Below are 14187 nucleotides of genomic sequence, written 5' to 3' on the forward strand. Positions count from 1 at the left end.
GATCATTCACTGGTAAGGGCCGTGACCGGGTCAAGCCGGGCAGCTTTGCGGGCCGGCATGAAGCCGAAGACAACGCCGGTGACCAGGGCGCAACCGAAGGCGCCAAGTACCGCCATCAAGGAAAAGGCCACGGCCACTTCGCTGAGGATCAGCACGCCGCCGACGATCAGCGCCAGGGCGATCCCGGCAATGCCGCCGACCACCGAGAGCATCACCGCTTCGGTGAGGAACTGCCGGAGGATGTCACGCTGGCGGGCGCCGGTGGCCATGCGAATGCCGATCTCGCGAGTCCGCTCACGCACGGTCATGAGCATGATGTTCATCACGCCGATACCGCCAACCAGCAGCGAGATCGCGGCAATCGAGCCGAGCATCAACGACAGGGTGTTCTGGGTGCGCGCCTCGGCCTGAATCATCGCGGCGTTGTTGGTCAGTTCGAAATCCTTCTTGCCGTTGTGCAGGCGCAGCATCAGTTGCTCGATGGCTTGCTCGGTGTCCTTGACCTTGCGCGCGTCGGCGGCGGCGATGGCCACGTATTCCGGATTGCGCGTGCCGAACAGCCGAACGCTGGCCGCCGAATAGGGGATGGCGATGCGATTGTCGCTGTCGGAGTCGCCGGAGCTGGCGCCTTTTTCTGCGAGTACGCCGACCACCTGGAACGGCACATTCTCGATCAGGATGAATTGGCCGATCGGGTTCGGCACATCCTTGAGCAGTTTGCTGCGCACCTTGTGGCCGATCACCGCAACGGCTGCAGCGTTCTGCTCGTCGGCCTCGGTGAAGTAACTGCCTTGCACCACCGGCCAGTTGAAGATCGCCGGGAAGTTGGTGTCGTTGCCGCCGACGTAACTCAGGTGGTCGGCATTGCCGTAACGCACCCCGGCCTCGGCACCGTTGACCGGCATGATCCGCTGCACTTGCGGCAGGCTGGCCAGCGCGTGCACATCGTCGAGGGTGATGATCCCCGGCGGCGTGCGCGGGTTGGGCGCCGAGCCGCTCAGATAAATGATGTTCGAACCGAACGCGCCCATCTGCGCCATCACCTGGCGTTTGCTGCCTTCACCGACCGCCAGCATGACCACCACCGAGGCCACGCCGATGATGATCCCGAGCAGGGTCAGCGCGGTGCGAAAGCGGTTGATCCACATCACTCGCCACGCAGCGTGCAGGGCATCGACCAGTTCACCTTTCCAGGCGCCAGTGGCGTCCGCGCCCACGGCCAGGCGCTGGCGCAGATCCACTGCTTGCAGGGCGCCGGGATTGGCGCTGATCTGGGCGTGGGGATTGTCGCGGGCGCTGTCGCTGATGATCAGGCCGTCGCGGATTTCGATGATGCGTTTGGCCCGGGTCGCGACTTCGCGGTCGTGGGTGATGAGGATCACCACGTGGCCCTGGCTCGCCAGTTCGTCGAGCAGCGTCATCACCTCTTTGCCGCTGTGGCTGTCGAGGGCGCCGGTGGGTTCGTCGGCGAGGATGATGTGGCCGCCGTTCATCAACGCCCGGGCAATCGACACCCGTTGCTGCTGACCGCCGGACAACTGATGCGGGCGATTGCCGGTGCGCGAGGCCAGGCCGAGGCGGTCGAGCAGGGCGGCGGCGCGGGCGTGACGTTCGGCGGCCGGGGTGCCGGCATAGATCGCCGGCATCTCGACGTTTTCCTGAGCCGAGCCGGATGGAATCAGGTGATAGCCCTGGAACACAAAACCGAAGGCTTCGCGGCGCAGCCAGGCCAGCTCGTCGCTGTCGAGGCCAGCGACGTTTTCCCCGGCAAAGCGATACTCGCCGGAGGTCGGCCGGTCGAGGCAGCCGAGGATGTTCATCAGGGTCGATTTGCCAGAGCCGGAAGCGCCGACAATCGCCACGAATTCGCCGGCGTGGATCGACAGGTCGATACCGCGCAGCACGTGAACCTCGGGAGCGTCACCGCCGCCGTAGGATTTGCGGATGTCCTGCAGGTCGATCAGAGGCGTTTGCATTCAGCCTCCGCTGCCGTCGACCGGGCCGATCAACAGGTGATCGCCTTCATTGAGGCCGTCGACAATCTGCACTTTGAGCCGGTCGCTGATGCCGGTGCGCACCTCGCGTTGCTGGATGTCGCCGTTGGCCGCCACCACCTGGGCGGTTTGCAGGTTGGCCGTAGTGCTGCCCTGCAACGCGGCGACCGGGGCGGTGAGCACGCCTTTGGCCTGATTGGCGACGAAAAACACCTGGGTGGTCATCTCGGCCATCAAGGCGTTGTCGGCGTTATCGACGTCGAGCAAAACCGTGTACAGCACAACGCGGGCGCTGCCGCTTTTACTGCTGCTGGCCGGGCTGCCGCCACCCTGGCTGGTCTGGTCCAGCGGCTTGGGCGGCACCGGCAGAATCTGCCGTACGGTGCTGCTCCAGCGGCGCTGGCCGCCGCTGAGGGTGGTGAAGTAGGCGGTCATGCCCGGTTTGACATGGCCGATGTCGGCCTCGGAGACCTCGGCCCACACTGTCATCGGTGACAGCTTGGCGATGCGCAGGATCAGCGGCGTTTGCTGTTGCGCGTTGAGGGTCTGGCCTTCGCGGGCGTCGAGGGCAACCACGGTGCCGGCCATCGGCGCGTAGATTCGGGTGTAGCCGAGTTCGGCCTGATCACTGCGCAGGCTCGCTTCTGCCTGGCGGATCTGCGCCTGGAACATGTCGACGCGCGCCTGAGTGGCTTTCAGTTCGGCGCGGGCGGTCTGCACGTCTTCTTCACGGGTGGCGCCGCCGGCGGCGAGATTCTGCTGACGCTGATACTTCTGCCGCGCCAGTTCATGTTGGGCGCGCTGCTCCTGCAATTGCGCCTTGAGGTTTTCGATGGAGAAGCGCCCGGCGTCGAGTTTGGCCTTCTGCGTGGACGGATCGATTTCCACCAGCAGTTGACCTTCCTTGACAACGTCACCGACTTCGACGTGGATTTTCTGGATCTGCCCGGAGGCCTGCGCGCCGACATCGACATACCGGCGCGGTTGCAGGGTGCCCAGCGCGGTGACGCTGCTTTCGATGTCGCCACGGCTGACTTGCACGGTGGCGAAGCGCTCGCGGCCCGGCGGCATGATTTGCCATGCGGCATAGGCAACAACGGGAATCAGACAAAGGACTGCGAGCAGGGCGCGTCGAGCGGGGCGGGGACGTTTCATGCAGGGTTCCGGCCAGTGGAATTCGGCCCGTCGTTCGGCTGCGCATAACAAGGCGCAGCCGCTGAACGCTGTCGCGGGGCGCGACAGACACGGGGAGCTGTCCTGTAAACGATGGATGTGGAGGGGAATTTAAGCGAAGACACAGGATGTTACAGGTATAGAACGGCACTATTTGACGGGCAACGACAAACGCCACTTTAAATCTATATGAGAATTACTATAAATTACGCACCTCAGTTGCCACTATCTTGCTACCCGTGTTCGCGGGCCGTCGATCAGTGTGCTCAAGGATCGAATCCGCATCGAAGCGGCCGGGAGTCATGTTGGAAAACTACTATCGCGAGCTGGTGTGTTTCCTGAACGCCAAGCTCGGCAACCGTCAGGTCGCCGAAGATGTGGTGCATGACGCTTATGTGCGGGTTCTGGAACGCTCCAGCGACACGCCCATCGAGCAGCCGCGGGCCTTTCTCTATCGCACCGCGTTGAATCTGGTGATCGATGATCATCGGCGCAACGCCTTGCGCCAGGTCGAGCCACTGGAAGTGCTCGACAGCGAAGAGCGTTATTTCACCCCGTCGCCCCACGGCACCCTCGATCACGGCCAGCGTCTGGAGATGCTCCAGCGCGCCTTGGCGGAATTGTCGCCGCTGTGTCGCGACAGTTTTCTGCTGCGCAAGATCGAAGGCCTGTCGCACCCGCAGATCGCCGAACATCTGGGAATTTCCAAGGCGCTGGTGGAAAAGCACATCGTCAATGCGATGAAGCATTGCCGCCTGCGCATCAAGCAATGGGATGCCCATTGAGCCGCCATCGCTAAATTTTATTTCACTGTCCTCGTTCCTACTCAACAGACGACCTGCTGTCCTGCTCAAGGCCAGTCGGGTCACTTAGGCTCTCCTTTCCCCTTGTTGAGGGGTTCATCCAGAGGACACTGGAAATGACTCAGGCAATTGCATCGCCCATCGTTCACGACCTGATCGGCGTCGGTTTCGGCCCTTCGAACCTGGCGCTGGCCATCGCTCTGCAAGAGCGCGGCCCGACCCACGGCGAGCTGGATGTGCTGTTCCTCGACAAGCAGGCCGACTACAGCTGGCACGGCAACACCCTGTCGACCCAGAGCGAATTGCAGATTTCCTTCCTCAAGGATCTGGTAACCCTGCGCAACCCGACCAGCCCGTACTCGTTCGTCAATTACCTGAAGGCTCACGGGCGTCTGGTGGACTTCATCAACCTCGGCACCTTCTACCCGTGCCGCATGGAGTACAACGACTACCTGCGCTGGGTTGCCGGGCAGTTCACCGAGCAGAGCCGTTACGGCGAAGAAGTACTGACCATCGAGCCGGTGCTGCACAACCATCAGGTTGAAGCGCTGCGCGTGATCTCCCGTGACAGCGAAGGCCAGCAGTTCGTGCGCACTGCGCGTTCGGTGGTGGTCAGCGCCGGTGGCACGCCGCGGATTCCGGAGGCGTTCAAGGCGCTGAAGGGCGACAGCCGCGTGTTCCACCACTCGCAGTACCTGTCGCAGATGGCCAAACAGCCGTGTGTGAACAACCAACCGATGAGCATCGCAATCATCGGCGGCGGGCAGAGTGCGGCGGAAGCCTTTATCGATCTGAACGATTCGTTCCCGTCGGTGCAGGTCGACATGATCCTGCGCGGCTCGGCGCTCAAGCCTGCGGACGACAGCCCGTTCGTCAACGAAGTGTTCTCGCCGGAGTTCACCGATCTGGTGTTCCAGCAAAACAGCGCCGAGCGTGAGCGGCTGGTCAACGAGTACCACAACACCAACTACTCAGTGGTCGACATCGACCTGATCGAACGCATCTACGGCATTTTCTATCGGCAGAAAGTCTCGGGCATCGCCCGCCATGCGTTCCGTACCCTGACCACCGTCGAGAGCGCCACCGCCACTGAGCGCGGCATCGAACTGGCGGTGCGCAACAACGCCACCGGCGAAGTCACCGTGCGTGTCTATGACGCCGTGGTCCTGGCCACCGGTTACGAGCGGCAGATGCACCGCAAATTGCTGGCGCCACTGGAAGAGTACCTGGGTGATTTCGAGGTCGATCGCAACTACAAACTGATCACCGACGAGCGCTGCAAGGCCGGCCTGTACATGCAGGGCTTCTGCCAGGCCAGCCATGGTCTGAGCGACACGCTGCTGTCGGTGCTGCCGGTGCGTGCCGACGAGATTGCCGGTTCGCTGTATGAGCATGGCAAGCATCGTGGGCATCGTTCGGTGGCGGATCTGTTGTTGGCGACTGCCAGCTGAATCAGCATTGCCTGATCCACCGCAATCGCTGGCAAGCCAGCTCCCACAGGATCTGTGTCGGATGCAAAACTTGTATTCACTGGAGATTCTTGTGGGAGCGGGCTTGCCCGCGATAGGGCCCTGAAGACCGGCGAAAAATCTGAATCCTGAACCCTTCCTGAACATCCCCGATATTCCCCGACACACCTCCTTACACGGGTTTACTCTCCAATCATCGAGGCGTAAGCTTCGCGCGTTTTCATCAATAGCGGAGACCCACAGTGGGTACTTGTTCGAGTGACAGTTGTCGGCCGGTCTCGGTAACCGGCAGATTCTCGGCAAGATAACGCGCAGCCTTTCTCTGCCGTTGTCTCGCCGTAAAGCGAGCAGCGGCATCCCGATCATGGTCAGTTGAGACCATGTCCCGACGTCCTTCTCATCGACACTGAAAGTATGTGATTTCGACCGTGTGGTCGCGATCGCAAACCTATCGACACGCCTGTCCTTTGTGACCGGCGCGCCAAGCCTTGCCGTGCCGGATTTTCCGGTGAACGAGGCATGGTCGTACCTGCTCGACGGTTTCCCGGCTGACCATAGGGGCAACAGCCATGAAACTTACGCTCAAGGAATTTTTCGCAGGCTTCCTGCGTACACGCCACATCGCCCGGCACTTCCGTCGTCTGGCGCTGCTGGAGTCGATCAGCGACACCACGGTCAGCCGTGAAGTGCCGCCCACCCTGGCCAACACCCTGGTCGATGCGGCCCATCGCGACAGCGGCGAACTGCTGTCGTCGCTGGGCACCCACACCGACGGCCTGACCGACTTTGAAGTCGATGCACTGCGCGCGCAGTACGGCCTCAACGAAGTCGATCACGAGCAGCCGCTGCCATGGTGGACCCACCTGTGGCACTGCTACAAAAACCCGTTCAACCTGCTGCTGACTCTGTTGGCGGTGATCTCGTGGCTGACCGAAGACCTGAAAGCTGCCACGGTGATCTTCTCGATGGTGGTGCTGTCGACGCTGCTGCGTTTCTGGCAGGAAAGCAAATCCAACCAGGCCGCCGACGCGCTCAAGGCCATGGTCAGCAACACCGCCACGGTGATGCGCCGCGATGAGCCGCGCGTCGAACTGCCGATCAAGCAACTGGTGCCGGGCGACCTGATCGTGCTGTCCGCCGGCGACATGATTCCCGCCGACTGCCGGGTGCTCAGCGCCAAGGACCTGTTCGTCAGCCAGGCAGCGATGACCGGTGAATCGATGCCGGTGGAGAAGTTTGCCCGTCAGGCCGACCGCGACACGCGCAATCCGCTGGAGCTGGAGAACATTCTGTTCATGGGCACCAACGTGGTATCCGGCACGGCGGTGGCGGTGATTCTCACCACGGGCAACAGCACCTATTTCGGTGCCCTGGCCCAACGTGTGGGGGCAACTGATCGCGCGGTGACTTCGTTCCAGATGGGCGTGAACAAGGTCAGCTGGTTGCTGATCCGCTTCATGTTTGTCATGGCGCCGCTGGTGTTGTTCATCAACGGGTTCACCAAGGGCGACTGGACTGAAGCACTGCTGTTCGCGCTGTCGATCGCCGTGGGTCTGACCCCGGAAATGCTGCCGATGATCGTCACCTCGACTCTGGCCAAAGGGGCGGTGTTCCTGTCGCGCAAGAAAGTCATCGTCAAGCGTCTGGATGCGATCCAGAACTTCGGCGCCATGGACGTGCTGTGCACCGACAAGACCGGCACCCTGACCCAGGACAAGATCTTCCTCGCGCGCAATGTCGATGTCTGGGGTGAAGATTCCGATGACGTGCTGGAAATGGCCTACCTCAACAGCTACTACCAGACCGGGCTGAAAAACCTGCTCGACGTGGCGGTGCTGGAGCACGTGGAAATCCACCGCGAACTGAAGGTCGGCACGGCGTTTCGCAAGGTCGATGAAATACCGTTCGACTTCAATCGCCGGCGCATGTCGGTGGTGGTCGAAGGGCGTGGTCAGCCACATCAACTGATCTGCAAAGGTGCGGTGGAAGAAGTGCTGGCGGTGTGCACCCGTGTGCAGCACGGCGATGTCGAGGAAGCCTTGAGCGATGAATTGCTGACCCGGATTCGTCAGGTCACCGCAGCATTCAACGCTGAAGGCTTGCGTGTGGTGGCGGTGGCTGCCCGTTCGATGCCGCAAGGTCGCGACACCTACAGCCTGGCGGATGAGCAGGAACTGACGCTGATCGGTTACGTGGCGTTCCTCGATCCACCGAAGGAAAGCACCGCACCGGCGCTCAAAGCGCTGGCCGAGCACGGCGTGGCGGTCAAGGTGCTGACCGGTGACAACGAACTGGTGACCGCGAAGATCTGCCGTGAAGTCGGTCTGGCGCAACAGGGCTTGCTGCTGGGCAACGATGTCGAGCGCATGAGCGATGCCGAACTGGCGGTGGCGGTGGAGAACACCAACGTGTTCGCCAAGCTGACGCCGTCGCACAAGGAGCGCATCGTGCGCATCCTCAAAGGCAACGGGCACGTGGTCGGGTTCATGGGTGACGGCATCAACGATGCGCCGGCGCTGCGTACCGCGGACATCGGGATTTCGGTGGACAGCGCGGTGGATATCGCCAAGGAAGCCGCTGACATCATCCTGCTGGAAAAAAGTCTGATGGTGCTGGAGGAGGGCGTGCTCGAAGGGCGCCGGACCTTCGCCAACATGCTCAAGTACATCAAGATGACCGCCAGTTCCAACTTCGGCAACGTATTCTCGGTGCTGGTGGCCAGTGCGTTCATTCCGTTCCTGCCGATGCTGCCGATGCACCTGCTGGTACAGAACCTGCTCTACGACATTTCGCAGATCGCGATTCCGTTCGACAACGTCGACAAGGAGATGCTGAAGAAGCCGCAGCGCTGGCAGCCGGCTGATGTCGGGCGCTTCATGCTGTTCTTCGGCCCGATCAGTTCGATCTTTGACATCCTGACGTTCGCCTTGATGTGGTATGTGTTCGATGCCAACACCCCGGACCACCAGACCCTGTTCCAGTCCGGCTGGTTCGTGGTGGGGCTGCTGACCCAGACGCTGATCGTGCACATGATCCGCACGCCGAAGATTCCGTTCCTGCAAAGCCGTGCAGCCATGCCGCTGCTGGTAATGACCGGGATCATCATGGCGGTGGGGATCTTCCTGCCGATGGGGCCGCTGGCCAACTACTTCAAACTGCAGGCGCTGCCGTCGCTGTACTTCGTGTTCCTGCCGGTGATCCTGCTGGCGTACATGGCGCTGACTCAGGCGGTGAAAGGCTTCTACATCCGCCGGTTCGGCTGGCAATAACAGCAGGCTGCAACCTTCACCTGCAACCCTGTAGGAGCTGCCGCAGGCTGCGATCTTTTGATTTTGTTTTTACAAGACAAGATCAAAAGATCGCAGCCTGCGGCAGCTCCTACAGGGGGCAGGGGTTTCAGATGAATTGGCAGCAAGCCCCCGACAAAGGGACTGTGATCTATTCAAGGAGCTTCATCATGCAAGCCATCAACAACCTCAACCTGACTTCTTTGCTCGACACCCTGGTCAGCCTCAGCGCCGCCTTCATCCTCGGTGGCCTGATCGGATTCGAGCGCCAGTACCGGCAACGCACCGCTGGCCTGCGCACCAACGTGCTGGTGGCGGTCGGCGCGGCAATATTCGTCGACATGGCCAACCGTCTCGGCGGTGCTGAAGGTGCGGTGCGGGTGGTCGCCTACGTGGTTTCCGGCATCGGCTTTCTCGGTGCCGGGGTGATCATGCGCGAGGAGGGTAATGTGCGCGGCCTCAACACCGCCGCGACTCTGTGGACTTCCGCCGCCGTCGGTGCCTGCGCTGGTGCCGACCTGCTGGCCGAAGCGGTGCTCGGCACGCTGTTCATCCTCGCCGCCAACACCTTGCTGCGGCCGATCGTCAACAACATCAACCGTCAGCCACTGGACGTGGTCTCGGCGGAAGTCACCAACATCGTTTACGTGATCGCCCGGCGTTCGCAGCAGAAAGCCGTGTTCGCCCTGCTCGAAGCCGAGCTGGAACGCAGCAACTACCCGGCCAGCGACGTCGATGTGCACGCGTTCGGTGCCGACGAAATCGAGATCGAAGCCACGCTGGCGACCACCTCGGTGGACGGTGACGAGCTGGATGCCCTGGTGGCGCGGATCTCGACTTCAGCGTTGGTGGTGCAGGCGTTCTGGAGTCCGAGTACGACGGAATAAGGCAACAACCTCGGACAGCCCTTCGGCATGGCTCAAGGGTGGGGATGAATGACCGGTTTTTTAGGAAAAGTCCTACAGAACTGCTCCTGAGGCTTGCGTAGTCTTGGCGCACCCATCCACCGCCCCGAGATCGAGCATGATCAATAAATCCCTGCGCATCCTGATTGCCGATCCGCAGCATTTTCACCGGATGAAAATCGAGCGCCTGTTCAATGGCCTCGACTACTTCCGCATCGCTCCGATACAGAATCTGCTTGAATTACTGACCCTGGTGGACTACGGCTGTGCACCGTTCGACGTCGTGGTCATCAACGCCGAGCTGGCGGCCGGAGCGCTGGACCTGCCGGGGTTTTTCCTCCACAACCCGCAGGTGCGCCACGTCCTGATCTATAACGAGCCCTCGGCACCTGCGCTGACGACTGCTGGCTTCGCTCAGGAAAACCTGCAGATCAGCCCCGTCGCCTTGCCCAATGCGGCCGCGATCAAGCATCTGATGGCGCAGGTCGATGTTGCCCCGGTTTGCGCGGCGAACATATGGGAAACGGCGCCAGCCTCGCAGCGCCGGGGCTTGAGCATGGATTTCCCTTTGGCGCAACTGTCAGATCTGACAGGTAGATACGCTTTGCTTCCCGTGTAACAGTCTTTGCGCAGCCACCCCGGCTGGAACAGCGGGTGGCGCTATCCATCGTCCTGTTTTTGCACTGGGAGCGGTCATGAAGTCAGCGCTGATCGTCGACGATCATCCGGTGGTAAGGGCTGCCGTGAAACTTGTCCTCGAAACCGAAAGGTTCAAGGTGATTCACGAAGCATCCAGCGCCAGCGAAGCCATGGCGCTGAGCCGTGAGCACAAGCCGAAACTGGTGGTACTCGATCTCAAGTTGCCGGGACTCGGCGGACTGGAGGTACTGGAGCGGCTCAAGGCCACTGACCCCGAGTGCAGGGTCCTGATTTTTACCTCTCAGGATCCGCTGCACTATCAGGATCGCTGTCTGCGTAGTGGCGCCATGGGTTACGTGGCCAAAACCAACCAGTTGCTGCAATTGCACAAGGCTGTCCAGGCGTTGATGTCGGGCTACTCCTATTTTGCTGCACTGCCTGATAGCGGCCCTGTGTCGTCGCCGTCGCACCGCAGCGAAAAGCAGCTGATCGACGAGCTATCCAACCGTGAACTGAGCATTCTCGAGCAGTTGGCGCTGGGCAAGCCCAACAAGAATATCGCGGCCGAAATGTTCCTCAGCCACAAGACCGTCAGCACCTACAAAACCCGCTTGATAAAAAAGCTGGGTCTGCACTCAAAGTCAGGGGTGTACTTGCGCGAATTCGCCAAGCGCAACCATTTGATCTGAGTGGAAAATGAATCTGCGACGCTGGTGGTGCGTGCTGTGGTTGAGCATCACGGCCACCTGCTGGGCCAGTGAGCCGCCACAGCCTCTGGAGTTGTTGAGCCAGGCGGCACTGGAAAATATCCGGGTTCCGCTCGACGAGCAGGATCGCCAATGGCTGCGCCAGCACCCCCGGTTGCGCATGGGCATTTCCGGCGCCGATTACCCACCGTTTGAAATCACCCGCAATCGGTTGGAGCTGGAAGGGCTGACCGCCGATTACGCGGAGCTGCTGGCGCAACTGCTCGGTGTGCGGATCGAGGTGCAACGCTTTACCCATCGCGACGCGCTGATGAGTGCACTCAAGCGCGGCGAACTCGATCTGCTGGGTACCTCGAACAATTTCGAACTGGCCGATGCGGATTTCATTTTGTCGCGCCCCTACGCCGAAGACCAGCCGATGCTGGTCACCCGGCTCGACGAAACATTGCCGGCGGACTTGGCGGGCCGACGCATCGCCATGGTCGAGGATTATCTGCCGCTGACCAGCGTGCAGGCGTTCTACCCCGAGGCGAAAGTGCAGCGCTATCCCTCGGCGATGGACGCGCTGGGTGCGGTGGCGTTCGGTGTCGATGATGGTTATCTCGGTGATCTGATCAGTGCCAATTACCTGATCAACACCAATTATCGCAATGACCTGCAACTGGCCGGGCCTTCCGGGCTGGATGCCAATCCCTTCGGTTTCGCCCTGCTGCGCAGTGACGTACGCCTCAAACGCATCATCGACAAGGCGCTGGCGGCGATTCCCATGGAGCGTCGTCAACTGATCGAGCAGCGCTGGAGCGCGGGGCGCGCGCACATGGCCGCGCAGTCGCGGGTGCGCCTCAGTGCCGGCGAGCAGCAGTGGCTGGCGCAACATCCGCGGGTGCGGGTCGGTGTGATCGAAGACTTCGCACCGCTGACGTTCTTTGATGCCGACGGGCGATTCAATGGGCTGTCGGCGCAGTTGCTCAACCTGATCGGTCAGCGTACCGGGCTGCAATTCGAAGTGATTCGTGGACGTTCGCTGGACCGCCAGATCGAACAGCTCAAGGCCGGTGAGCTCGACGTGCTGCCGGTGGTGACCCCGAGCAGCGAACGCGAAGCCGAGCTGCAATTCACCCGCTACTACCTGAACAACCCATTCGTGCTGGTCAGTGCGACAACCGCGGGTAGTCCGCGCAGCCTCATTGATCTGCCGGGCAAGCGCCTGGCGATTTATCGCGGTCATCCGTTGCGCAACTATATTTTGCAGCGAGTGCCCGGGATCCGCCTGGTGGAGGTGCGCAGCCCGGCCGAGGGCATGGAACTGATCGCCAAGGGGCAGGCCGACGCGACCGTCAGCTCGCTGCTGGTGGCGCGCTTTCTGATCGCCCGCCATTACCGCGAGCGCCTGCGTATCACCAACACGATCGGCGATCAACCGGCGCGGATCGCCCTGGCGACCGCAGCGCAGGATACGGCGCTGCACACGATTCTGAACAAGGCGCTGCTGAGCATCGCGCCACAACAGATGGACGAACTGGTCGAGCGCTGGAGCCATGACGTGGTTGTGGAAGAGAGCTATTGGCAGCGTCATCGCCACGAAATCCTTGTGGCGTTTGCCGGTGCGGCAGGGCTGCTGTTGCTGGCCTTGGCCTGGATCGCTTTTCAGCGTTGGCAGTTGCGCCAGCGTCAGCAGTGGTTGCAGCAGTTGCAGCAGGCCAAGGATGCCGCCGACGACGCCAACCGGGCCAAGACCACGTTTCTGGCGACCATGAGCCATGAAATCCGCACGCCGATGAACGCCCTGATCGGCATGCTCGAACTGGCCCTCAAGCGTGCCGAGGAGGGCGTCACCGACAAGCTGGCGATCGAGGTCGCGTCCGCTGCCGGCCAGCAATTACTGGGATTGATCGGCGATATTCTCGACATCGCGCGGATCGAGTCCGGGCATCTGTCCCTCGCGCCGCAACGGGTCAATCTGCGTGAACTGGTGAACTCGGTGTGCCGGGTATTCGAGGGGCTGGCGCGCGAGAAACGCCTGCTGTGGCAGGTCGAACTGGATGCGCACAGCGACGTTGACGTGATGCTCGACCCGATACGCTTCAAGCAAGTGCTGTCGAACCTGTTGAGCAACGCGATCAAGTTCACCGAGCACGGTCAGGTCACTCTGCAACTGGTGGTGAGCAGGACAGCGCTCGGCCAGTCGGCCGTGAAAGCAGTGATTGAGGACAGCGGCATCGGCATCAGTGAAGACGACCGCAAACGCCTGTTCAGTCCGTTCGTCCAGGCCGGCAATCATGGCCAGTCAGCGCGCAGCGGCTCGGGATTGGGACTGGTGATCAGCCGCAACCTCTGCGAAATGATGGGCGGAACACTGCACCTCGACAGTGAGCCGGGGCATGGCACGCGGGTCGAGATAAATCTGCAATTGCTGCCTCTGGCCGCGCTCGCCCCCGAGGCGGCAAGCCCCGCAGTGGCGGACACTCCGGTGCGCTCATTGAGCGTGCTGGTGGTGGACGATCATCCGGTCAACCGCTTGCTGCTGTGCTGGCAACTGAGTGAACTCGGCCACCGCACGGTCGACATCGAGGACGGAGAGTTGGGCCTGCAGCGTTGGCGGGCCCAGGCCTTCGATGTGCTGATCACCGACTGCAACATGCCGCGGCGCAATGGCTACGAACTCGCCCGGACGATCCGTGACGAAGAGGCGGCGAGCGGCCGGGGGCGTTGCCTGATCATCGGGTTTACTGCCAACGCGCAGGTCGAGGAACGGGTTCGTTGCCTGGAGGCCGGCATGGACGATTGTTTGTTCAAGCCGATTCGCCTGGATGATCTGCAACAGGCGTTGCAGTTGGCGAGTCACGGCGACATCGATCACCTGCCGACCCCGGCAGTGACGTTGACCGAGATCGACCTGAGCGCGCTGGAGCAGATGGCCGGAGACGATCACGCGGTGATGCAACGCCTGCGGGACCAAGTGTTGCGCAGCTTGCACGACGATCTGCAACGGCTGGATGCGGCGCGCCAGCCACAGGATCTGGACGGGTTGCGGACACTGGCGCATCACATCAAGGGCGGTGCGCAGATGGTCGGTGCGGCGCGAGTGGCGGCGGCGTGCACCGATCTTGAACAGGCGTGCCGCGACGCCGAAACCCTGGCTGTCCACCGCTCGGTGGCTGCGCTGCGCACCGCCATGCTTGGCCTCGCGCAGCGCCTTCAGGACTGAGC

General features: G+C 61.8%; 9 protein-coding genes. 7 read left to right on the forward strand and 2 right to left on the reverse strand.

The window, feature by feature from the left end:
- Nucleotides 1-2 precede the first annotated feature (2 nt).
- Nucleotides 3-1976, reverse strand: a complete 1974-nt coding sequence (locus ABV589_RS24510) for a MacB family efflux pump subunit (protein ID WP_367084009.1) — start codon at nt 1974-1976, stop codon at nt 3-5.
- Nucleotides 1977-3149: an efflux RND transporter periplasmic adaptor subunit gene (locus ABV589_RS24515; RefSeq protein WP_007968297.1), complete on the reverse strand. Its 1173-nt coding sequence runs from the start codon at nt 3147-3149 to the stop codon at nt 1977-1979. It lies immediately after the preceding gene.
- A gap of 320 nt (nt 3150-3469) precedes the next feature.
- Here ABV589_RS24515 and ABV589_RS24520 point away from each other — a divergent pair, with 320 nt between their 5' ends.
- The 7 genes from ABV589_RS24520 to ABV589_RS24550 all read left to right on the forward strand — a co-directional run bounded on the left by ABV589_RS24520 (nt 3470) and on the right by ABV589_RS24550 (nt 14185).
- Entirely contained in the window at nt 3470-3952 is a 483-nt protein-coding gene (locus ABV589_RS24520; protein ID WP_045122005.1) for a sigma-70 family RNA polymerase sigma factor, read from the forward strand.
- A gap of 134 nt (nt 3953-4086) precedes the next feature.
- The gene (locus tag ABV589_RS24525; protein WP_367084010.1) at nt 4087-5421 is read left to right on the forward strand and encodes a SidA/IucD/PvdA family monooxygenase; all 1335 of its coding nucleotides are present in this window, start codon (nt 4087-4089) and stop codon (nt 5419-5421) included.
- Between the two features lie 587 nt (nt 5422-6008).
- Nucleotides 6009-8708: a magnesium-translocating P-type ATPase gene (gene mgtA / locus ABV589_RS24530; RefSeq protein WP_007968292.1), complete on the forward strand. Its 2700-nt coding sequence runs from the start codon at nt 6009-6011 to the stop codon at nt 8706-8708.
- Between the two features lie 188 nt (nt 8709-8896).
- Nucleotides 8897-9613, forward strand: a complete 717-nt coding sequence (locus ABV589_RS24535; protein ID WP_007968289.1) for an MgtC/SapB family protein — start codon at nt 8897-8899, stop codon at nt 9611-9613.
- Between the two features lie 136 nt (nt 9614-9749).
- On the forward strand, nt 9750-10250 hold the full coding sequence (locus ABV589_RS24540; RefSeq protein WP_367084011.1) for a chemotaxis protein CheY: 501 nt from the start codon (nt 9750-9752) through the stop codon (nt 10248-10250).
- Nucleotides 10251-10326: 76 nt separating this feature from the next.
- Nucleotides 10327-10959 (forward strand): response regulator transcription factor, encoded by a 633-nt coding sequence (locus tag ABV589_RS24545; protein WP_367084012.1) that lies wholly within the window; start codon nt 10327-10329, stop codon nt 10957-10959.
- Between the two features lie 7 nt (nt 10960-10966).
- A complete protein-coding gene (locus ABV589_RS24550) occupies nt 10967-14185 on the forward strand; it encodes a transporter substrate-binding domain-containing protein (RefSeq protein ID WP_367084013.1) in 3219 nt (1072 codons plus the stop codon).
- The last annotated feature ends 2 nt before the right edge of the window (nt 14186-14187 follow it).

The organism is Pseudomonas sp. HOU2 (assembly GCF_040729435.1).
In the GTDB taxonomy this organism is placed as follows: domain Bacteria; phylum Pseudomonadota; class Gammaproteobacteria; order Pseudomonadales; family Pseudomonadaceae; genus Aquipseudomonas.